Source organism: Rhodococcus sp. RCBS9, assembly GCF_029457415.1.
Lineage (GTDB): Bacteria > Actinomycetota > Actinomycetes > Mycobacteriales > Mycobacteriaceae > Rhodococcus_F > Rhodococcus_F qingshengii.
On record NZ_CP120422.1, the window covers coordinates 1,323,643 to 1,344,542 of the forward strand.

The 20,900-nt window shown below is 63.2% G+C and carries 20 protein-coding genes; 6 read left to right on the forward strand and 14 right to left on the reverse strand.

The features are described 5' to 3' along the window. Positions 1-58: 58 nt before the first annotated feature. Genes P0M12_RS06255 through purL form a run of 4 tightly spaced genes read right to left on the reverse strand, consistent with a single transcriptional unit; the run spans position 59 to position 5,177 of the window. Complete coding sequence (locus tag P0M12_RS06255; RefSeq protein ID WP_007733822.1) at positions 59-448, reverse strand: sterol carrier family protein; 390 nt, start codon at positions 446-448, stop codon at positions 59-61. Continuing rightward, positions 448-1,104, reverse strand: a complete 657-nt coding sequence (locus P0M12_RS06260; protein ID WP_007733821.1) for a CPBP family intramembrane glutamic endopeptidase — start codon at positions 1,102-1,104, stop codon at positions 448-450. Before P0M12_RS06260 ends, P0M12_RS06255 begins: the two co-directional genes overlap by 1 nt. Beyond that, the gene (locus P0M12_RS06265; protein WP_042922291.1) at positions 1,101-2,885 is read right to left on the reverse strand and encodes an alpha/beta-hydrolase family protein; all 1,785 of its coding nucleotides are present in this window, start codon (positions 2,883-2,885) and stop codon (positions 1,101-1,103) included. Before P0M12_RS06265 ends, P0M12_RS06260 begins: the two co-directional genes overlap by 4 nt. Positions 2,886-2,888: 3 nt before the next feature. Beyond that, positions 2,889-5,177 carry a phosphoribosylformylglycinamidine synthase subunit PurL gene (gene purL / locus P0M12_RS06270; protein WP_003940379.1) on the reverse strand — a complete coding sequence of 763 codons (2,289 nt, stop codon included), beginning with the start codon at positions 5,175-5,177 and terminating at the stop codon, positions 2,889-2,891. Between the two features lie 251 nt (positions 5,178-5,428). Here purL and P0M12_RS06275 point away from each other — a divergent pair, with 251 nt between their 5' ends. Next, positions 5,429-6,415, forward strand: a complete 987-nt coding sequence (locus tag P0M12_RS06275) for a Dyp-type peroxidase (RefSeq protein ID WP_158170931.1) — start codon at positions 5,429-5,431, stop codon at positions 6,413-6,415. Between the two features lie 11 nt (positions 6,416-6,426). Here P0M12_RS06275 and P0M12_RS06280 read toward each other — a convergent pair whose 3' ends face one another. Beyond that, the gene (locus tag P0M12_RS06280) at positions 6,427-7,746 is read right to left on the reverse strand and encodes a M18 family aminopeptidase (protein ID WP_158170930.1); all 1,320 of its coding nucleotides are present in this window, start codon (positions 7,744-7,746) and stop codon (positions 6,427-6,429) included. A gap of 88 nt (positions 7,747-7,834) precedes the next feature. Continuing rightward, complete coding sequence (locus P0M12_RS06285) at positions 7,835-8,188, reverse strand: VOC family protein (RefSeq protein ID WP_003939907.1); 354 nt, start codon at positions 8,186-8,188, stop codon at positions 7,835-7,837. Positions 8,189-8,256: 68 nt separating this feature from the next. Here P0M12_RS06285 and P0M12_RS06290 point away from each other — a divergent pair, with 68 nt between their 5' ends. Further along, positions 8,257-8,862, forward strand: coding sequence for a hypothetical protein (locus P0M12_RS06290; protein ID WP_158170929.1), 606 nt, complete (start codon positions 8,257-8,259; stop codon positions 8,860-8,862). Between the two features lie 12 nt (positions 8,863-8,874). On the opposite strand, the gene P0M12_RS06295 is transcribed toward P0M12_RS06290, so the two are convergent. The 3 genes from P0M12_RS06295 to P0M12_RS06305 form a co-directional block, all read right to left on the reverse strand. Further along, positions 8,875-9,471 carry a CatB-related O-acetyltransferase gene (locus tag P0M12_RS06295; RefSeq protein WP_158170956.1) on the reverse strand — a complete coding sequence of 199 codons (597 nt, stop codon included), beginning with the start codon at positions 9,469-9,471 and terminating at the stop codon, positions 8,875-8,877. A 156-nt stretch (positions 9,472-9,627) separates the two neighbouring features. Further along, entirely contained in the window at positions 9,628-10,857 is a 1,230-nt protein-coding gene (locus P0M12_RS06300) for an acyl-CoA dehydrogenase family protein (RefSeq protein ID WP_007733810.1), read from the reverse strand. Positions 10,858-10,948: 91 nt separating this feature from the next. Next, the gene (locus P0M12_RS06305) at positions 10,949-12,250 is read right to left on the reverse strand and encodes an alpha/beta hydrolase-fold protein (protein ID WP_047271090.1); all 1,302 of its coding nucleotides are present in this window, start codon (positions 12,248-12,250) and stop codon (positions 10,949-10,951) included. A 69-nt stretch (positions 12,251-12,319) separates the two neighbouring features. Between P0M12_RS06305 and P0M12_RS06310 the strand changes: the two genes are divergently transcribed. After that, positions 12,320-12,931 carry a phosphoribosylanthranilate isomerase gene (locus P0M12_RS06310; protein ID WP_042451422.1) on the forward strand — a complete coding sequence of 204 codons (612 nt, stop codon included), beginning with the start codon at positions 12,320-12,322 and terminating at the stop codon, positions 12,929-12,931. On the opposite strand, the gene P0M12_RS06315 is transcribed toward P0M12_RS06310, so the two are convergent. Beyond that, positions 12,919-13,830, reverse strand: coding sequence for a hypothetical protein (locus P0M12_RS06315; RefSeq protein ID WP_158170928.1), 912 nt, complete (start codon positions 13,828-13,830; stop codon positions 12,919-12,921). The genes P0M12_RS06310 and P0M12_RS06315 overlap by 13 nt on opposite strands. A gap of 209 nt (positions 13,831-14,039) precedes the next feature. Between P0M12_RS06315 and P0M12_RS06320 the strand changes: the two genes are divergently transcribed. After that, on the forward strand, positions 14,040-14,813 hold the full coding sequence (locus P0M12_RS06320; protein WP_064443775.1) for an SDR family oxidoreductase: 774 nt from the start codon (positions 14,040-14,042) through the stop codon (positions 14,811-14,813). 18 nt (positions 14,814-14,831) lie between these two features. Here the strand turns inward: P0M12_RS06320 and P0M12_RS06325 are convergent, their stop codons facing one another. Together P0M12_RS06325 and P0M12_RS06330 are read right to left on the reverse strand one after the other, a co-directional pair. Beyond that, positions 14,832-15,263, reverse strand: a complete 432-nt coding sequence (locus P0M12_RS06325; protein ID WP_054827117.1) for a nuclear transport factor 2 family protein — start codon at positions 15,261-15,263, stop codon at positions 14,832-14,834. Then, positions 15,260-16,183, reverse strand: a complete 924-nt coding sequence (locus P0M12_RS06330) for an alpha/beta hydrolase (protein ID WP_158170927.1) — start codon at positions 16,181-16,183, stop codon at positions 15,260-15,262. The genes P0M12_RS06325 and P0M12_RS06330 overlap by 4 nt, the downstream gene beginning before the upstream one ends. A 111-nt stretch (positions 16,184-16,294) precedes the next feature. On the opposite strand from P0M12_RS06330, the gene P0M12_RS06335 reads away from it, so the two are divergent. Next, positions 16,295-17,296, forward strand: coding sequence for an NADP-dependent oxidoreductase (locus P0M12_RS06335; RefSeq protein ID WP_003939765.1), 1,002 nt, complete (start codon positions 16,295-16,297; stop codon positions 17,294-17,296). A 54-nt stretch (positions 17,297-17,350) separates the two neighbouring features. Here the strand turns inward: P0M12_RS06335 and P0M12_RS06340 are convergent, their stop codons facing one another. Continuing rightward, positions 17,351-18,499, reverse strand: coding sequence for a CoA transferase (locus tag P0M12_RS06340; RefSeq protein WP_003939934.1), 1,149 nt, complete (start codon positions 18,497-18,499; stop codon positions 17,351-17,353). Next, positions 18,496-19,668, reverse strand: coding sequence for an acyl-CoA dehydrogenase family protein (locus P0M12_RS06345; protein WP_003939770.1), 1,173 nt, complete (start codon positions 19,666-19,668; stop codon positions 18,496-18,498). Before P0M12_RS06345 ends, P0M12_RS06340 begins: the two co-directional genes overlap by 4 nt. Positions 19,669-19,827: 159 nt before the next feature. On the opposite strand from P0M12_RS06345, the gene P0M12_RS06350 reads away from it, so the two are divergent. Further along, entirely contained in the window at positions 19,828-20,898 is a 1,071-nt protein-coding gene (locus P0M12_RS06350) for a LacI family DNA-binding transcriptional regulator (protein WP_054827119.1), read from the forward strand. The last annotated feature ends 2 nt before the right edge of the window (positions 20,899-20,900 follow it).

Consider the following 20,900-nt stretch of genomic DNA (forward strand, 5'->3'; position numbering starts at 1 on the left):
GATGGTCTCTCACTGTTACTGCGTCAACCACTCTGTTGCTGCGCCAACCCCTCTGTTGCTAGGTCAACCGCAGCAGTGGGAGCCAGTGCGCAATTTCGGGAGCGCGGCTACCTGAGGCGTCGACTCTTCCGTCACCTGAGGCCTCGGAGAACTCGAGCAATCCGGTGACCATCTGCAACCACGTCCGAGCGTCCGTCTCGACGACGTTGGGCGGGGTTCCGCGGGTGTGACGCGGACCTTCGATGCATTGCACCGCAACAAACGGTGGGACCCGCACCTCGACGCTCGATCCGGGGGCGATCTGTTCGAGAGTGCGCGCACTCATCTTCACTGCCGCACCGAGTTCACTGCGCGAAGGCTTCGGCAGTTCCGGATCTCGAAGCCACGGGCCGACGGCCAGGACGGCGGCACGGAATTCGGCGGGGTCGACGGCGCGGCGGGGCGGCATCAGTTCACTCCCTGTCTGCGAGTAGCGATACGAACGGCAAGTGCGCCACCGGCATTCGTGGCCAGGTGCAGCAGGGCGGGGGCAAGTACGCTGCCGCCACGGCGGTGCAGCCACTCGAACAGCAATGCCGAAGCGCCGGTGAACGCCACTGCTGCGGGAACGTTGTCGCCGGCACCGCGAGCGGGAGCGACGTGCCACAGCCCGAAGGTCAGTGCGTGAACAGCCTGCGCGGTCGGCCTGTTCAGTTCGCGGCTCCAGACGGCCGACATCGCGCTACGGAACAACAGTTCCTCGGAGAGCACCGTCCCGAACGGGATGTGCAGGATGATCCATTCGAGGAAGTCTTCGCGGCCGTCTGCTCGCTCGTCGGCAGCGAGAGTCGCGCGCAAGGACGGAACGGCCAAAGCGACGCTGTAGCCGGTGAGGACCGCCCCCGCCGCGGCTCCGCCGAACTGAGCACCACCACGAATGCCGGTGTGCGCCAAGCCGAGTTCCTCGCGGGTGTAACCACGTGCGAGTAGGACTCCGATGGCCGACAGACCGGCCGCAGTGTTGACCACGGCGCGGGCTCGGGGCGAAAGACCGAATGCCGGAAGCACGACGTTGCTCCAGGTGATCGCGGTAGCGGAGAGCGCGATCGAGGCGACTCCCCTCACTTCTCGGGGCCCTCTGATTTCACGGCGACAACCAATGCCGACCGCACTCGCTCGGTTTCTGCGGCCGTCCATCCCTCGGGCTGGGCGACGCTGATCCAGGCGTCCAGAACGGAGGTTCCGTAATTGTGACCGTGACCGTCGGGAACTCCCGCGGCGTTACCGAGGTCTGCAGACACCTGCCAGAACGTCACGACCGGGAACCATTTCATCGACGGCGAGCGGTCGAAACCGGGTACTTCCTTGAGCCACTCGGGCCGATTGAACATGAGGTCGGGTGACCACCACACCACTGGATCGGAAGGGTGCTGGACAAACAGAACCCGCGGCTGCGGCCACGTCATCCCGTCGGTCGGAATGTCTTCGGAGCGATCCGCGAACCGCACACCGGCCAAGCCGTCCGCGTAGACAGGAGCTACTTCGGGAGTGCCTGGATCGCGCCTCTTCTCGATCGAACGCCACAACTGCGTCGCGTTCGGCGGGCCCACCCACAGAATTCCGTCGGCGGTATCGCGTGCCGCCTGCAGTGTGTCGAAGGCTCCGGCGCCGGCCATGACGCCGAGGCTCTCGCCGTAGACCATGAACTTCGGCCTGGTGGCTTCCGGTTCCTGGAGCCATCTTTCGTGTACCCGCTCGATCAACAGGCGTCCGGCAGCTTGCGCCTTCTCCTGGTCGGCGAGGAACGAGATCCAACTCGGCAGGTACGAGTACTGGCTGGCGACAAGAGCAGTGTCGCCGTCATGCACAAGTTCGATTGCCTGTGCCGCAGTGGGATTGACCCACCCCGTACCCGTCGTCGGAATGACCACGAGGACCTTGCGTTGGAAGGCGCCGGTTCGCTCCAGCTCCTTGATGACCAGATCCATACGCTCTTCGGGATCTTCGGCGCTTTCAAGTCCGGCATATACGCGAATCGGATCCATCGCAGGCTTACCGGTTGCCGCTTCGAGTTCCTGCGCGTCGAGTCCGCGCGAGACGAAGTTTCGTCCCTCGAACCCCAATGTGTCCCAGGGAGCGGCTGATTCGGGGCTACCCGATTTCATCGGATCCTGCGGTTCGACGACGCCGTCGCGAGTGGTCGAGTTCTGCAGACTGAAGATCGAGTTGGTCGCTGCATAGATTCCGCGGACCAGGACGCCGTCGACCAGCATGAAGAACAGGACGGTGACAACCAGGACACCGACGCCATTGGCCACCGACCGTGACCAGTGGAACCGCCGCATCAGCTGTCGGGCAATCAGTTTCACCAGATCGTGGAGGACCCGCCAGATCGAGATGAGCAGGCCACCGACGAGCAGGCTCAGTCCGAGGGTTCGGATGTAGCCGGAAGTGGTCGTGCCTTCGGCATCGGTCAGTGCCGCGATTTCACGTTGCCACCCGGCCGCGTAGACCAGCATGATGATCGCCGCGACGATGGACGCGACCGGAACGAAGACCTTGATCGCGGAAGGCACCGGCTCGGGCAGTGGCCACCACCGTCGACCGCTGAGCAGGTATCGCTCGACAGCCCAGCCGATCGCAGTACCGACGCCGTAGCCGATGGCCGAGTTGATTCCGCCGATCAGACCTTGGAAAAGCCAATCGCGCGGCAACAGCGAAGGGGTCAACGACCAGCAGAAGAAGAACGCGGCAAACGCGATGCCGGTGAAGTCGAGTTTGAGGAGCCCCCACGCCCACTCGGTGAAGCGGTTGTCGAGCTTCTCGAGGGGTGCGGGAACAGCCAGCCGCAGGTGGTGTTCCTGCGGCTGGCTGTCAGAAGAAGTCAGTTCTCCGGAATCGACCATCTATCACCCGAACAGTGCGGGCAGCGTTCCCTCGAAGGCCTCACGGAGCTTGGCCATCGTGACGGAGAAGTGTCCCTGGACCTCGACGGAGTCGCTGCCCTCGTCGACGACCCCGATACGCGTCCACGGCAAGCCGCGGGCGGTGCACATACCGGTGAAGCGAGTCTCCTCGGTACGCGGAACTGCAACGAGGACACGTCCCGACGATTCCGAGAACAAGGTCACGAACGGATCTGCGCCCTCGGGAATCAGGATGCGGCAACCGGTTTCGCCGGCCAGCGCGGCTTCGACGACAGCCTGGGCCAGTCCACCCTCGGAGAGGTCGTGGGCTGCGGTGACGAGACCGTCACGCGAAGAGGCGAGCAGAATGTCGGCGAGCAGTTGCTCACGGGCGAGGTCGACCTTGGGCGGCACGCCACCGAGGTGACCGTGCTCGACCTGCGACCAGATGGAGCCGTCGAACTCGTCGTGGGTGTCGCCGAGCAGGATCAGCGTCTCGCCGGGCTCGAGTCCGAGGCCCGTCGGGATGCGGCGGTGAACGTCGTCGATCACACCGAGGACGGCAACCACCGGCGTCGGCAGGATTGCCGTGGATCCGGTCTGGTTGTAGAAGCTGACGTTGCCGCCGGTGACGGGGATGCCGAGGGTGGCGCAGCCGTCGGCAAGGCCGCGAACGGCCTGCTGGAACTGCCACATGACACCCGGGTCCTCGGGAGAACCGAAGTTCAGGCAGTTGGAGACGGCCTTGGGCGTTGCGCCCGTGACTGCCACGTTGCGGAAAGCCTCGGCCAACGCGAGCTGCGCACCGGTGTACGGGTCGAGCGCGGTGTAGCGGCCCGAAGCGTCGGTGGACAGTGCGATCCCGCGTCCGGTCTTCTCGTCGATGCGGATGACACCGCCGTCGGCGTTCTCGGCCAGGACGGTGTTTCCGCGGACGTAGCGGTCGTACTGCTCGGTGATCCACTTGCGGCTGCACAGGGCAGGCGAGGCGATCATCTTCAGCAGGGTCGCTTCGAGCTCGGCGTCGGTTTCGGGACGCTTCAGTCCGGCGGTCGTATTCGCGATCAAGGCATCCTGCGTTGCCGGACGCTCGACGGGGCGGTGGTAAACCGGACCCTCGTGCGCGACGGTGCGCGGGGGAACGTCGACGACGGTCTCGCCGTGCCAGGAGATGGTGAGGTGCTCACCGTCGGTGACCTCGCCGATGTCGGTGGCCAGGACGTCCCACTTCTTGCAGACCTCCATGAACGCATCGACGTTCTCGGGCGTGACCACGGCGCACATGCGCTCCTGCGATTCGCTCGAGAGCACCTCGGCCGGGGTCATGCCGGTGGCGCGCATCGGAACCTTCTCGAGGTTGATGTGCATGCCGCCGTCGCCGGCCGCGGCCAGCTCGGAGGTGGCGCAGGACAGCCCGGCGCCGCCGAGGTCCTGGATGCCGACGACGAGGCCGGCCTTGTAAAGGTCGAGACAGCACTCGATGAGCACCTTCTCGGTGAACGGGTCGCCGACCTGAACCGCGGGCAGCTTCTTACGTCCGCCGGTGTCTCCACCCTCGTCGTCGAACGTCGCCGACGCGAGGACCGAGACGCCGCCGATTCCGTCGAGACCGGTGCGTGCGCCGAACAGGATGATCTTGTTGCCCGCGCCCGAAGCGAAGGCCAGATGCAGATCCTCGACGCGCATGACGCCGGCAGCGAGGGCGTTGACCAGCGGGTTACCTGCATAGGACTCGTCGAAGACCGTCTCGCCGCCGATGTTCGGCAGGCCGAGGGAGTTTCCGTATCCACCGACACCGCGCACGACACCGTCGACGACGCGACGGGTATCGGGGGCGTCAGCAGCACCGAACCGAAGCTGATCCATGACGGCGATCGGACGAGCACCCATGGCCATGATGTCGCGGACGATGCCGCCGACACCGGTCGCCGCACCCTGGTAGGGCTCGACGTACGACGGGTGGTTGTGGCTCTCGACCTTGAACGTGACTGCCCAGCCGTCACCGATGTCGACGACGCCGGCGTTCTCACCGATACCGGCCAGCATGTTGGCGCGCATCTCGTCGGTGGTGGTCTTGCCGAAGTATCCGAGGTGGACCTTCGAGGACTTGTACGAGCAGTGCTCGCTCCACATCACCGAGTACATCGCCAGTTCGGCGTCCGTGGGACGGCGGCCCAGGATCTCCTTGATGCGTGCGTATTCGTCGTCCTTGAGACCGAGCTCCTTGAACGGCTGAGCGGCATCGGGATCAGCCGATGCGTGCGTGACGGTATCGACCTGGTGAGCAGACACTGGAGAGTGGTCCCTTCCCTACGGGAGTCAAGAGGCAAGCCGGCGCGGAGCGGGACACCACGAATGTGCCCAACGAAAGAACGTGCCGGGGGACAGTCTATCGGTGTGGGCCGACGACTTCCGCAGACGGCAGCACCCGCAACACCTCCGGGCCTGCGAAGTATCGCCCGTCACACCCGCCCCGGTTTGGGTGATCCGGTCGGTTTTCTTAAAGTCAGGGCCGGCCCACTCTCTCCCTCGAAAGGCCTCGCATGCCCCAGGATGTTCGTCAGTCCGACCTCACGGCACAGTCCCAGTCGGTGATCACTCCCCTCACTCCGGCTGCAATTTTCCTGGTCGCGACCGTAAATCCGGGTGGTGAGAACACCACACGAGAACTACTCGCCGACGTCGCCGGCCTGCAGCGCGCTGTGGGGCTGCGCGTCCCCGGATCAGGTTTGGATGTGGTGACAAGCATCGGTTCGTCGGTTTGGGATCGACTGTTCGCCGGTCCGCGCCCCGCGCTACTGCACCCGTTCGCCGCTCTACAGGGTGACGTTCACTCGGCGCCGTCGACTCCCGGCGATCTGCTCTTCCACATCCGCGCGATGAGCATGGATGCGTGTTTCGAGGTGGCTCGGCAGATCACGAAGCGACTGCACGGAGCAGCCACGGTGGTCGACGAGGTTCACGGCTTCCAGTACTTCGAGAACCGAGACCTCATCGGCTTCGTCGACGGCACCGAAAATCCGGTGGGCCGCGACGCCGTCGCCGCCGTGACTGTCGGAGACGAAGATCCTGCGTTCACCGGAGGAAGCTACGTCCATATCCAGCGCTACGTCCACAAGATGCGGGACTGGGAAGCAATCACCGTCGACGAGCAGGAACGTGTGATCGGACGCAGCAAGCTCGAGGACATCGAAATGACGTCCGACGTGAAGCCGTCCAACTCGCACGTAGCCCTCAACGCAATCAAGGACGAGAACGGCAAGGCTCTCGAGATCCTGCGTGCCAACATGCCGTACGGGCGCCTCGGTGATGACGAGATCGGCACCTTCTTCATCGGCTACTGCCGCACGCCGGCGATCACCGAACGGATGCTCGAGAACATGTTTCTCGGCAACCCTCGCGGCAATTACGACCGTCTGCTCGATTTCTCGACGGCCGTGACGGGCTCGATGTTCTTCACACCGAGCGCCGACTTCTTCGAGGATCTACCGACTGCGCCCTCTACGCCCACTGGGCTCCCTGCACTTTGACTACGCGCCCTCTAACTACGCGGCGTGAGGAACGCTCCGAGCGCGTCGGCATACATGCGGACATCTGCCGCGCCCATCAGCTCGCGGGCAGAGTGCATCGCGAGCTGAGGCGCGCCGACGTCGACGGTGGACAGTCCGGTGCGTGATGCCGTGATCGGTCCGATGGTGGAGCCGCACGGCAAATCTGCGCGGTGGACGTAGCGCTGCATCGGCACTCCCGCCTGATCGCACGCGAGCGCGAATTCGCCGGCACCGGCCGCATCGGTGGCGTAGCGCAGATTCTGGTTCACCTTGAGTACCGGCCCACCGTTGATCTCGATCCGATGAGCGGGCTCGTGGCGGTCCGGGTAATTGGGGTGCGTCGCGTGTGCCATGTCGCCCGACGCGCATACCGAGCCGGCCATCGCCTGCAGGAATTCTTCGCGGCCACCACCGCGTCCCAACACGATCCGCTCGAGCACGGTGTTCAGCAGGTCCGAGAAAGCTCCGCGATCGGACATGCTGCCGACCTCTTCATGATCGAAGAGTGCGAGCACCGGGACCTGCTGACCCGGCGACTCAGCCGCTGCCAGAAGTGCTTGTGTCCCTGCATAACACGTGCCCTGATTGTCGAGCCGAGGGGCGCTGACCAATTCCTTGTCCACCCCCACCACTGCGCTGGGCGCGAGGTCGTGTGTCATCAACTCCCAGCCGAGAACCGACGACGCGGCCACACCCGCACGCTCGGCGACAAAACGGATGAAAGACTTGGGCTTCGAACCCACTCCCCAGATTCCGTTGACGTGCCGCTGCGGATCCAGCGTCACGCCCTTGCGATCTTCGGACAGGTGGATAGCCAGCTGCGGAACACGAAGAATCGGGTCGTCAATGCGAACCAGCTTCTGCTCCACAGTGTTTCCCACCCGGACACTCAATCGTCCGGAGATACCGAGATCGCGGTCGAGCCACGAGTTCAGCCACGCACCGCCGTACGGTTCGAGGCCTACCATCTGCCACCCGGCCGAAGTGAGGTCGGGATGCTGTTTGACCCGCAGGTTCGGGCTGTCGGTATGACCTCCGACAATCCGGAACGGAGCGGTACTTCCCACACCCTCGGTGCTCCAGGCGATCAGCGAACCGCCTCGCACGAGGAAGTACCGTCCGGGCTCGGCTGGCCACGACTGCGTTTCGTGGACTTCGACGAACCCGCCGGCCGTCAGCTCGGTCGCCACCGTCGCGCACACATGGAACGGCGACGGTGACGAATCGACGAAGCTGCACAAGCCGTCTGCGTCGGCCCCGGTCAGAGAAGCCGCCCCGGCCTGAGACGTCCGAGAAGTCTGAGAAGTCATGCCCCTCATCATGCCCGAACAGGTGTCCGCGATATCAGCGGGCGCGAATTCAGTGGGCGCGAATCAAGCGGGCACAGGACTGGTCAGCTCAGGCGTGCGGACCGGACACGCAGAACTGGTTCCCATCAGGATCGAGGAGCGTCACCCAGCGGAAACCGTCCATGTTCTCGCGGTGGTGCTCAGTTGCCCCGGCCTCGACGAGTCGCGCCACCTCGGCGTCGAGATCCGGACTCCCCAGATCGAGGTGGATACGGTTCTTCCCGGCCGTGGGATCCGGGACCTTCTGGAAAGCGAAATTTGTGGCGCTGTCCGGGACCGAGACGATGTAGAACCAACCGTCGTTCTCCTCGACGATGTTTCCGCCCAACTGCGCTGCCCACCACGTTGCGAGCGGACCGGGATCGAGACTGTCGAAGGTGATCATGCCGAGTGTGAGAGTCATGCGCACAAGCTAATGCAAGCCACCGACAAAAGACTCGTAATCTCGGGCCGAGATGAGACGATCCTCGAATGCGACTCACGACGCTTCGCAACCGCGCTTCAGAACCACTCTTCGCCGTTTTCATAGCGACCGGATTGCTGTTGAGCTACCTCGGAGTGCTCGCCTGGCGATTCGCCACGCCATCTATGCGAACAGAACATATCGGCATCCAACCTCCGCCACCGCCGCCGGCGGAGGACGGCAAGACCGGATACATGTGGGTTGTCGAAGGCTACAGCTACGTCGACGCCCCTCATTGGTTCCCCGCAACTGCGTGGTTCCTGATTGTCGGAACGGCTGTCGCCATTGCCGTGTCGGCGATACTGAACGCGACGGGATGGCACCTGTCCCGCGACGCAGGTGGGCGAAGATTTGTTCTTCCGCTTGCACTTTCGATCTTCGGAGCGGCCTACGGACTTGCGGTCGCCGTTGTCGGAAAAATCTGGCCGCCCACCTTCTATTCGGTGGTCCTTCCCGAACCTCGTGACCCGCGGAAGCCCTACCCCGAATCGACCATCATCCACTTCGACCTCGAGCCGAACCTGATCACCTTCACCGCAACAGGTCTTGCCGTCGGCCTTCTCGCGGCCGCCCTGCTTTATGTCCGGAACTACTCGCTCACTCGATCGAACTAGCAGATCGGTAGATCACTCGACCGCTTCGAGTTCCGTGACACTCCCGTCCGAGATCACCCGGACGTGGCGGGTGATCTTCTCGATCGGCCAGTCCCACCACGCAATTCGCACCAACTTCTCGATGTCTTCGGCACTGAAGCGGCGCTTGATCTCCGTTGCCGGGTTGCCGCCGACAATTGCGTAGTCCGGGACGTCGCGCGTTACGACGGCGCCAGTGGACACGATCGACCCGTGACCGATCCGGACACCGGGCATGACTGTCACGTTCCCGCCGAACCACACGTCGTTCCCCACGACGGTGTCACCGCGCGACGGCAAATCCTGCACCAAATCCATGTGCCTGGCCCAATCACCGCCCATGATCGGAAACGGGTAGGTGGAGACACCGTTCATACGATGGTTCGCGCCGTTCATGATGAAGGTGACACCGGTGGCCAGGGCGCAGAACTTTCCGATCACCAGTTTGTCGGGACCGTAGTGATGCAACACGTTTCGAGTCTCGAACTCTTCGGCGAACTCCGGATCGTCGTAGTAGGTGTACTCCCCTACCTCGATCAACGGGTTGTCGATCAACGGCCTCAGCAACACCACTCGCGGTTGCCCGGCCATCGGATGAACATTGGTGGGATCCGGCGCAGTGAAATCTGACGCAATGGGATCTGACGCGTTCACTGCTTACTCCGATCCGTCGGCGCGGTGTCGCCGACCGCAGCAAGACTATCTGGTTCCTGCTGCGATCGACCGACAAGCGAAAACGTACCGGTGTCAGCCCAAGAGACCCTTGGCGATATGGGTGACCTGAATTTCGTTGCTGCCCGCATAGATCATGAGCGACTTGGCATCACGCGCCAACTGCTCGACTCGGTACTCGGCCATGTAGCCGTTTCCACCGAACAGCTGCACGGCTTCCATTGCTACCTCGGTCGCTGCGCGCGAGGAGTACAGCTTCATCGCCGACGCCTCCGCCAGGCTCACTTTGTCTCCGGCTGCGGTGCGCTCGATCGCATTGAAGACCATGTTCTGCACGTTGATTCGAGCGACCTCCATCTCGGCGAGCTTGAGCTGGATGAGCTGGAACTGCCCGATCTCACGTCCCCACAGTTTGCGGGACTTCGCGTATTCGATGCTCAGACGGTGGCATTCGTTGATGATGCCCAGTGAGAGCGACGCGATGCCGATGCGTTCGGCGGCGAAGCTCTCCTTGGCGCTGGATTTGCCGTCCGACTTTCCGCTGTCCTCGGTCTCGCCGAGCAGACGGTCCTTGGTGATGCGGACGTTGTCGAAGAACAGCTCACCTGTGGGTGAGGAGTTCATGCCCATCTTCTTGAACGGCGGGCTCTGGGTGAGACCCTCCATGCCCTTGTCGAGGATGAAGGCGAGCACCTTGCGATCGCGACGATCAACCGACGCATCGCCCTCGTCGAGCTTTGCGTACACGATCATCACGTCGGCGTACGGACCGTTGGTGATGAAGGTCTTGTTGCCGTTGAGAATGTAGTCGTCGCCGTCGCGGCGTACGTAGGACTTCATGCCGCCGAAGGCATCCGAGCCGGAGTCCGGTTCGGTGATCGCCCAGGCGCCGACGGTCTCGAATGTCACCAGGCCGGGGAGCCAGCGTTCCTTCTGCGCGAGTGTGCCGCGGCTGCGGATAGTTCCGGCGGCCAATCCGAGGCTGACACCCAACGATGCGACCAGGCCGAGGCTGACTCCGGCCAATTCGCTGTTGAGCACGACGCCCATGCTGCCGGCGCCGCTGAAGGCGCTCGACTTCTCACCGTCACCGGAGGGCGCATCGCCGCGCTCGCGTGCCAGCGACTTCTCGAGGCCCTCGCGTGCCATGTCGGCCAGACCGAAGGTCGAGTACAGCTTGCGAATGATGTCGAACGGCGGCAGCGCACCGCTTTCGAGCTCGTCGACGTGAGGTCGCACCTCTTTGTCGATAAAGCCCCGCAAGGCGTCGCGGAACATCAGGTCGGTGTCGGACCACTCGTACATGTGCCTGAACTCCAGTCGGTGAACGATCGAGAGACTGCCGAACGACAGCCACACACCGAATATAGAACACGTTCCAAAACCGGAACAGGATTCAGCTGATCAGTCCCATTCGCTGCGAGATCCACGTCAGCTCCTGCTCGACGCCGGCCGACCACACCGAAAAGCTGTGACCACCGGGAAGCTCGAGATACCTGGCGTCCATTCCGGCCGCTTTGGCCGCTTCGTACACCTTTTGCTGACCGGGCTTGAACTCATTGTCATCTGTTCCGACGACGAACACTCCGCCCGAGTTCGGGAACTTCCGAGTCGCCAGCAGGTCCATCGGATTCACCTTCACGAACGCCGCTTCGTCGCCGCCGAATATCTCGTCGACGGTTCGCTGTCGGTCACCGAGCGAAGGCTCCAATTGACCGGACAGATCGAGGAATGTCGGGTACACCTCGGGGTAATTGGTCGCCATCTGCAGTGAGCAGGTGCCACCGTAGGAGAGCCCGCCGATTGCCCACGCTCGCGGATTCGTGTCGATCTGGAACGCATTCGCCACCGCAGCGGGCAAGTCCTTTGCCAGATACGTGCCGACCTTGCCCTGTGACGAATCGGTGCACAGCGGATTGGCCATCTGCGACCCTGTTCCATCGGCTATCACGACGACTGGAGCCAACCCCTCGTGATCCCGTGCAAAAGCGTCCATTGTCGCGGTCAGCTTTCCGCCCTGGAGCCAGTCCTCGGGCTTGCCAGGCTGACCTGCCATGAGCACGAGCACGGGAAGAAGCGGACGCGGATTGGTGAAGTACGACGGCGGCAGATACACCTGCGCGTCGCGCGCGGAGAATCCTGAAATCGTCCCGGGGACAGGCAAAGTCGTGACCCGTCCGCGAATCGGCATGCCCTCCGGCGCTTTCCACACAGTGTCGGTGGGATCGCCGGTGACAACAGGATCGGTCGGACCGGGAACTTCACTGAGTGAGATGCGGTCGAAATCGTCGTGTCCGAACGCAATTCCCACAGTCGGATACGCGGCGAAAACCAGATTGATCTGCGTCGCGGCAGTGATGACGACCAGAACCGTCGCGATCACGGACAGGAGCGCTTTCGCGACGGTTCCGCCCGCCTTGATTCGCGGCCCGAGAAGTAGCAACGCGTAGATACCGATTCCGATCCACACGTAGATCGACATCTCGATGGGATCGGGGAACGGCACGATCACCTTTTCGACGGTGATCCACACGGCGATCATGATCACCAGTGCAATCAGCCCCGCGATCGGCACCGCTCTGCGGTAGTACCAGCGCACGTTCGAACCGAGCAGCCACACACCACCCAGGACCCCAAGGACAGTCAGGATCACCGGCAGCGGTCCCGAGATCAAACTGATTCGGTAGAGCCAGTCCACGTCAAGCCTCTCGCGCGTAGAAATGTCGCACGCACGAGGCTAGACGACGACGCTAGTACTCTGTATCAGGTGACATTCATCAAGGTCTGTGGCCTACGCGACGTTGACACGGTCGACCTCACGGTGGGCCTGGGCGTCGACGCCATCGGTTTCGTCTTCGCCGAGAGCGTCCGCAAAGTCGACCCCACACTCGCAGTCGCTCTGCTCGCGCGAGTTCCCGATCACATCCGTGCAATCGGAGTCTTTCTCGGCAACCCGATCGGACAGATCCTCGAGATCGCGAAGATCACCGGGCTTCGCACCGTACAGGTTCACGATCTTGTCGACGCCGAGCAAGTGCAGCGGCTGCACGATGCCGGCCTCACCGTCATCCGCGCGGTCGTCTCCAGCAACGTCCGCGACGGTTACAATCTCGACCTCGGCGAGGACGAACTCCTGATCGACGGCGCAGACGCCGGATCAGGGGTGCCGTGGAACTGGGCCCAACAGCAATCGCGCCCGCAAGGCCAGTGGATCCTGGCGGGCGGACTGTCCCCGGACAACGTTCGCGACGCACTCGATGCCACCGGCGCCTGGGGCGTCGACGTCTCCAGCGGCGTCGAATCCTCCCGCGGCGTCAAGGACCACACGTTGATCGAGAAGTTCGTCAGCGCTGTCCGGCAGACCGATCACTCGAAATAGGACGCGTAGTCACTGAAAGCGACTTGACCGGTGGGACTCGCCTTCACGGCGTCGGCAACGGCCGGCGGAATGGGAGCCCAGTTCGCAGGCATGGCCGCCGCCAGTGACGGCTTCAAGATGTAGAGCAGTGCGAAGTTCACTATCCAGAGCGGCGGCGCCATCGACATGCCGACTTCCGAACTCACATTGCCTTTGGTGTTGGTCACCAGCTGCGCTGCTCCCGAAATCTGTTGCGCTGCAAATCCGTAGACTGCCTGCACCGTGTATGCCGACTGATAGAGCGCAATCAGAGTGTGCGTCGCACCGTTGTTGCGCAACCAGGTGCCCACGAAACCGCCAGGGGCGATCAGCGTATTCACCTGTCGCGTCGGCGCATCCGCGTTGGCCGGACTCTCCAGCAATCCGTCGGGATTCACGTACAACCCGTAACTGGCCAGAACCGACGGCGTAGTGCCGGAATAGAGGGGCCGCCCGTTCGTATTGGTGAGAATCCGAGCGCATTCGTCGATCACCGCGGCGTCCTCGCGATTTCCGCCGACCCCACCGCCGGCCATGAGGTCGCGATACTGCTCCTCGGTCAAAGCGTCAGCGGGCTCGAGTCCGATCTGCGCGGCAATCTCTTCCGCAGTCTGCTGACCGAGCGGCTGGTTGAGTTGATCCGGAGTAGTCATCTGCGTGGGCGCGACGCTCTCGTAGACCGGTGCCCCGGCAAAAGGGATCACGAACCCGGTATCGACATTCTCTGCAACCGGTTGCGCGCCGGCCATCTGAGTGGTGGCAAACGAAAGTACGCACACCCCAACCAAAGCCAGAACCGAGACGGTCCCGCGATGAGACCGTGCTCCACGTCTACAGCCCTCGTTTGAGAAAGCCTTGCCTGCAATTCCATTGCCGCGCATAGGTCAACCTCCCGGGACACAGTCCGGCGAATCAACTCGAGCTTGCATCTCAGTCAAACGCTGTGACCAGCGCCGTGTCAAGACACAGGTCAGGTCGAGGCACGGCGACAGCTCGCTCGATACAGGCGACAGCTCGCCCGCTACAGTGATGCTTCCATCTGAAGTGACCTCACCCCATTTGAATTGCAGGACATCTCTGGAGGCGAGCAGTGTCTGACAAGCGCGGGACCGTATTGATCACCGGTGTCGGTCGGAGCAAGTCGATCGGAGCGAGCCTCGCATTGGGCCTTGCCGAGGATGGTTGGGATCTGGCTATCGGCTACTGGGAGCCTTACGACGAACGCGTCGGGTTCGGGCGCGGAGCGCACGATCCGCAAGACATTGCCGAGAAGTGTCGCGCACTCGGAAGCCGTGTCGACCTGGTTCCCGGAGATCTGGCCTCGCCCGACGTGGCCGATCATCTCGTTGACGCTGCCGCAGCGCGGAACGACCTCCGTGGGCTGGTGCTCTCACATTGCGAAAGCGTCGACAGCTCGATCCTCGATACCACAGTCGAGAGCTGGGAACGACATTTCGCCGTCAACGCTCGCGCCTCCTGGCTGCTGATCAAAGCGTTCGCTGAACGGCTTCCGGAACAGCGCGACGTCAGTCAGGTGGCCGGGCGGATCATCGCACTCACCAGCGACCATGCGGCCCACAATCTTCCGTACGGGGCCAGCAAGGGCGCTCTCGACCGCATCGTCATCGCCGCCGCAGTCGAACTTGGATCACGCGGCATACGAGCCAACGTCGTCAACCCAGGACCTATCGACACAGGATGGATGACACCCGAGATCAGACAGGCCACAACCCTCCAGACTCCTGCCGGCCGGCTGGGTACTCCCGGCGACACTGCAAACCTCGTCCGGTTTCTGATGTCCGACGCCGGAGGCTGGATTACGGGACAACTCCTTCACTCCAACGGCGGATTCAGTACGAACTGAGCCTTGGCCGGACTCAGTTCAGGCTTTGTAGGTCGGTAGCGTCTGCCCGAGCCTCTTACCCATTTCGGCAGCCAAAGCCGCGAGCCCGCTGGCCGGACGCACCATGACCTCGAAATCGACGATCTTGCCGTCCTCGTCGAATTCGACCATGTCGATTCCCTTGAGACTCTTGTCGCCGATGTTCGCACTGAATTCGAGCACGACCTGTCGACCGTTGGCTCCGGCGAACTGACGGTGGTACTCGAAGTTCTCGAACACCTGGATCACCGTATTGAGAATGAGCACAACGGCATCCGCGGACTGGTACGGCTTGAATCCCGTGGGCGATCGGAACTGCGCGTCGGGCGCGACGATCGTCGGTAGCGCCGACAGATCGCCGGTTTCGATCATGGTGTGCCACAACTTCAGTGCAGCTTCGACTTTCGGTTCGAGCGTCCATTCCGTGCTCATGCTTCTACCCTTCCCTCGACGTTTCCTGCCGCTTGATCTACCGGCACTTGACTTGCGACGGACCACGCACTCAACACAGTTCGCACCCCGGTCACGAGTTGCAACGGCTGATCGATCATGACGTGATGTCCGGCTTCGGGAATCTCCGCCACGATGGCCTCCGTTCCGAACAATCCGCGCATGTGCTCCATGAGTCGATCGGACACGATGCCGTTCTCGGCTCGGAAATAGGCTACGCGGCAACGTGGTTCGCTGTCGAGGACATCTTCGGCGCCTACTCGGAGAAAGAAATTCGGATCGAACTTCCACGACCAACCGCCCTCGACTTCCTCCATCGACGTGGCCGCCACATGGTCACGCACCGCAGGCAGACCCGAATCCTGCGGCGGAACGAAGCGGAAACGGCCCATCGCGTCTTCCCTGGTGGGATAAACCTTCTTGGGGCCGAACGCATTCTGGCGTCGAGCCGCCTCCTCTTCGGGCGTACGCGCCTTGAGCGGAGAATCGATGATGACAACCCCGTCCAACAGTTCGCCATGCAGATGCGAGGCCACGAAAGAAACAATCCCACCCATACTGTGCCCCACCAGAATCGGCTTGCCGTCGATTCCCCCGGCCTCGGCCGCCGCCAGCACCTCGCGAGCCCACTGGGACATCGCGTAGGCGTCGCGAGTGTCACTGTCGCCGTGGCCCGTCAAGTCGAGAGCGACGACGCGGCGCCCCTCGGCGAACTGCGGCGCAATGTGATCCCACCAGCGACTGTGGGCGGCGCCGCCGTGAATCAGCACGATTCCCTGCCCCGCCGGCCCCCAAGCCCGAAAGTGCACCGAGGCGCCCTCGACCTCCACCGAGCCCGTCTCGACCGGCGCTGCCAACGCCCGAGTGAACCAACCAGGCGCGTCTTCGACCACATTGCTCATCGATCGAACATACATAGTCGTCAATCGGTTCATCCAACTCTTCCCAGTTCGTGATCCATCACCTATATTGAATCCGGCCTCAAGTTCAATTCGTTTCGCCGAAGGGGAGAGATGACCAACCGCCAAGTACGCCTCGCCGCCCGCCCGACAGGACTTCCCGACGCTTCCACCTGGGAATACGTCGATGCCGAGATCCCGTCCGCCGGACCGGGCGAGTTTGTCGTCAAGGTCGAATACCTCTCCCTCGACCCCGCGATGCGCGGTTGGCTCAACGACGTCAAGTCGTACGTTCCGCCGGTCAAGCTCGGTTCCGTCATGCGCGCCCACGGCGTCGGACGCATCACCGAATCACAGCACCCCGATTACCAGGTCGGGGACATCGTGGCCGGATCCTTCGGCGCTTCCGAGTACGGCGTTTCCGACGGTACAGACGTCACTCGGGTCGACGAATCGATCGCTCCCCTACCGACCTGGCTCGGCGCTCTCGGTTTCCCCGGCGTCACTGCGTATTTCGGATTACTCGACGTCGGAAAGCTGAAAGACGGTGACACCGTCGTCGTGTCCGGTGCCGCGGGTGCGGTCGGCAGTCTGGTCGGCCAGATCGCAAAGCTCCACGGGTGCAAGGTCATCGGCATCGCCGGCGGTCCGGAGAAGTGCGCGTGGCTCACCGAGGACCTCGGCTTCGATGTCGCCATCGACTACAAGAACGAATCCGTATACAAGGCGCTCAAGTCCAACGCTCCCGACGGTATCGACGTGTACTTCGACAACGTCGGCGGAGAAATTCTCGACGCCGCTCTCTCCCGTCTGCGCCTCGGCGCTCGGGTGGTCATCTGCGGCGCCATCGCGGGCTACAACGCCACCGAACCTCAGCCAGGCCCTGCTCACTACCTGTCACTTCTCGTCAACCGCGCCACGATGGCCGGCTTCGTGGTCTTCGACTACCTCGATCGCTACGCAGAAGCACAAGAGCAGATCGGAAAGTGGATCAAGAGTGGCGAATTGACTGCTCGCGAGCACGTCGTCGACGGCGGTATCGACGCGTTCGGCGACAGCCTCAATCTTCTCTTCGCCGGAGCGAACACCGGAAAGCTGGTCTTGAAGGTCAGCTGAGTCGGCCACACACGCAGATCGGCCACCGGTATTCCGGTGGCCGATTCGCTTGGGTCAACTGACTCCGGACGGAGTGGGAACGCTGTCCTCCCCCAACCGCGGCGGGGCCGACCGATAGGTTGCCGGCGTGCCGCTCATCCGAATCGGATTGGCTACCTGCCGAGTCGGTGCATCGCGACGCGGGTCGTCGATGGACACCACCGGATCGAGATTCAGCCGTTCCGCCAGCGCTATCGCGTCGGCGATGTCGTTGAGAGGCCCACACGGAACACCTCGCTCGGTCAGTGCCTCGAACCACGAGTCCGCAGAGCCCTTGGCCAATGCAGCAGTGACGGCGTCGAACAGCTCTTCTCGATGCGCAACCCTGTCGCTGTTGGACGCGAAACGCGCATCAGCGGCAAGTTCGGAAACTCCGAGAACCTCTGTCAACGAACTGAATTGCCGATCATTGCCGACCGCGAGGACCAGCGGACGGTCCGCGGTGTCGAATACCTCGTATGGTGCGATGCTCGGATGCCGGTTGCCCATTGCCTGCGGCACCACGCCCGCGGCCACGTAGCCGGACGACTGGTTGGCCAGTGCGGACAGCAACGAGGACAACAGATTGACCTCGACGTGCTGCCCTTCGCCTGTGCGATCGCGATGGCGCAGCGCTGCAAGGATTCCCACGCTGGCATGCAGGCCGGTGATGACGTCGACCACCGCGACACCGACCTTGGTGGGAGTCTTGGGATCGGGTCCGGTGATACTCATCAATCCGCCGACCGCCTGAATCAACAGGTCGTATCCCGGCAGAGAGTTGTTGCCACCGAAGCCGCTGATCGAGCAGTAGACCGCACGCGGATTCATTTCTCGGACAGCGTCGTAGCCCAGCCCCAGACGGTCCATCGTTCCCGGCAGGAAGTTCTGCACCACGACGTCCGCATTGCGAACCAGCTCGCGTGCACTCTCCAGATCCTCGCGCTCGCGCAGGTCCAGAGTGACCGACTTCTTGTTACGGTTCACCGACAGAAAGTAGCTCGACTCGTCCCCCACCCACGGTGGGCCCCAGCTGCGAGTGTCGTCCCCGACACCCGGCCGCTCGATCTTGACGACCTCGGCACCCAGGTCGGCGAGAATCATCGTGGCGTACGGACCGGCGAGGACGCGGCCGAAATCAGCGATCACCAACCCGTCGAGCGCTCCGACAGCGTCTGCCGTCACCGGAAAGCTTCTTCACCGGTGAGAGCGCGGCCGATCACGAGCTGGTGAACCTCGGACGTGCCCTCGTAGGTGAGAACGGATTCGAGGTTGTTGGCGTGCCGGATCACGGGGTACTCGAGCGTGATGCCGTTGGCGCCCAGAATGGTTCGGCATTCACGGGCGATCTTGATGGCCTCGCGGACATTGTTGAGCTTGCCGGTGCTGACCTGCTCGGGGCGAACCGTCCCGGCGTCCTTGAGGCGCCCGAGGTGGATGGCGAGCAACTGCCCCTTGCCCAATTCGACTGCCATGTCGGCGATCTTGGCCTGGGTGATCTGATACGCGGCGAGCGACTTGTCGAAGACCTTGCGATCACGTGCATATGAGATCGCAGTCTCGAGGCAGTCACGTGCTGCACCCATTGCCCCGAAGATGATGCCGAAGCGTGCCTCGTTGAGGCAGCCGAGCGGGCCGGACAGTCCGCGAGCCTTGGGCAGCATCGCCGAGGCAGGCAGACGCACGTCCTCGAGCACCAGTTCCGAGGTGACCGACGCCCGGAGCGACATCTTGTTCTTGATCTCGGGGGCGGAGAATCCCGGAGTGTCGGTGGGAACGACAAATCCGCGCACGCCGTCGTCGGTTCGAGCCCAGACCACGGCGACGTCCGCGATGGAGCCGTTGGTGATCCACATCTTGGTGCCGTTGAGGATCCAGTCGTCGCCGTCGCGCTTGGCGTTGGTTCGCATACCGCCGGGGTTGGATCCGAAATCGGGTTCCGTGAGACCGAAGCAGCCGATGGCTTCACCCGCCGCCATTCGCGGGAGCCATTCTTCCTTCTGCTCTTCACTTCCGTTGTGGTGGATCGCGAACATGGCGAGCGAGCCCTGGACCGAGACGAGGCTGCGAATGCCCGAATCGACAGCTTCGAGTTCCTGGCAGGCCAACCCGTACGCCGTGGCGCTCATCCCGGCACAGCCGTAGCCCTCGAGGTGCATGCCCAGTACGCCGAGCGCGCCCAGTTCCTTGGCCAGCTCACGAGCCGGCAGTGCTGCCGCTTCGAACCATTCACCTACGTGCGGGCGAATGCGATCGTCGACCATCTTGCGGACCGTGTCGCGGATCGCGATCTCCTCGGCGTCCAGCAGGGTGTCGATGGCAAAAAGCTCGGACAGGGACTGCGGCGTGGTCACGGGGCCTCCAGTGTTCTCGGGCGCAATCCTTTGCGAGAACGATTGCGCAATCGTTTGCATCGCCTAGAGTAGAGCCCGGTTGCGCACCCGTCAATCCCCGAACTGCCGACCGACACCGAACCAACTCAGAACCGACGCACACCAGGAGCCACGACGCAGATGACGCCCGATCCGTCGAACCGCAGCAACGGCCGTCCGCCGACGCTGCGCGAAATCGCCGACCAGGCCGGGGTCCACATCTCGACGGCGTCGCGGGTCCTCCGTCAGCCCGAGCCCGCCGACGGTTGGTCCGACTCCGCACTCCGAGTTCGTCAGGTTGCCGAGGAACTCGGTTACCAACCGAACCTGTGGGCGGCCAGCCTTCGTACCCGCAAGACCACCACCATCGGCGTCGTGATGCCGAGACTGACAGACGTTGTAGTGGCCACCATGTTCCAAGGCATCGAGGAAGCCGCCACCGCAGCCGGGTACTCCGTCTTGCTCTCCAGCCCGCCCGACGATCTGGAAGCGCAACGCAAAGCGGTCGAGTTCCTGGTGAGCCGACAGGTCGACGGTCTCATGCTGAGCAGCATCCACCTGCCGGGTACCGATTTCGTCGACTCGCTCCCCCTGCGCTCACTGCCGATCCTGCTGCTGAACCGGCACATCGACTCGGCGACGTCATCCGTCAACCGAAGCCTTCCCTTTGTCAGCGGCGACGACCGCCTCGGCGGCTACCTCGCGGGGAAGCATCTACTGGACTGCGGCTATCGCGATCTCGGAGTGATCGCGGGGCCGGATCACGCCAGCACGTCGCGGGAACGCGTCGCGGGTTTCCGCGATGCCCTGGCCGAAGCCGGTCTGGAACTGCCGCCGCACCGAATAGTGGCGTCCGAGTTCGAAGTTCAAGGGGGTGTCGATGCGGCGGCCACACTGCTCAGCGGGAACACGCGCCCTGACGCCGTTTTCACGGTGAGCGACACCATCGCGATCGGCGTACTCGGTGTGGCCCGTGATCTCGGGTTGAGCATTCCCGACGATCTTGCGTTGGTCGGCTACAACGACATTCCGGTTGTCTCCCAACTCCCGGTGCCCCTGACGACGGTCAGGTCCCCCGCTCGAAAGATCGGTGCGACCGGGCTCGAGCACCTACTGGCACTGATCTCCGGCAAGAGCGTCGAATCCGTGAAGCTTCCCGTCGAACTGATCGCGCGAGCCTCCACCAGAAAGCCTGCCAGTCGCAAACTCTGAGC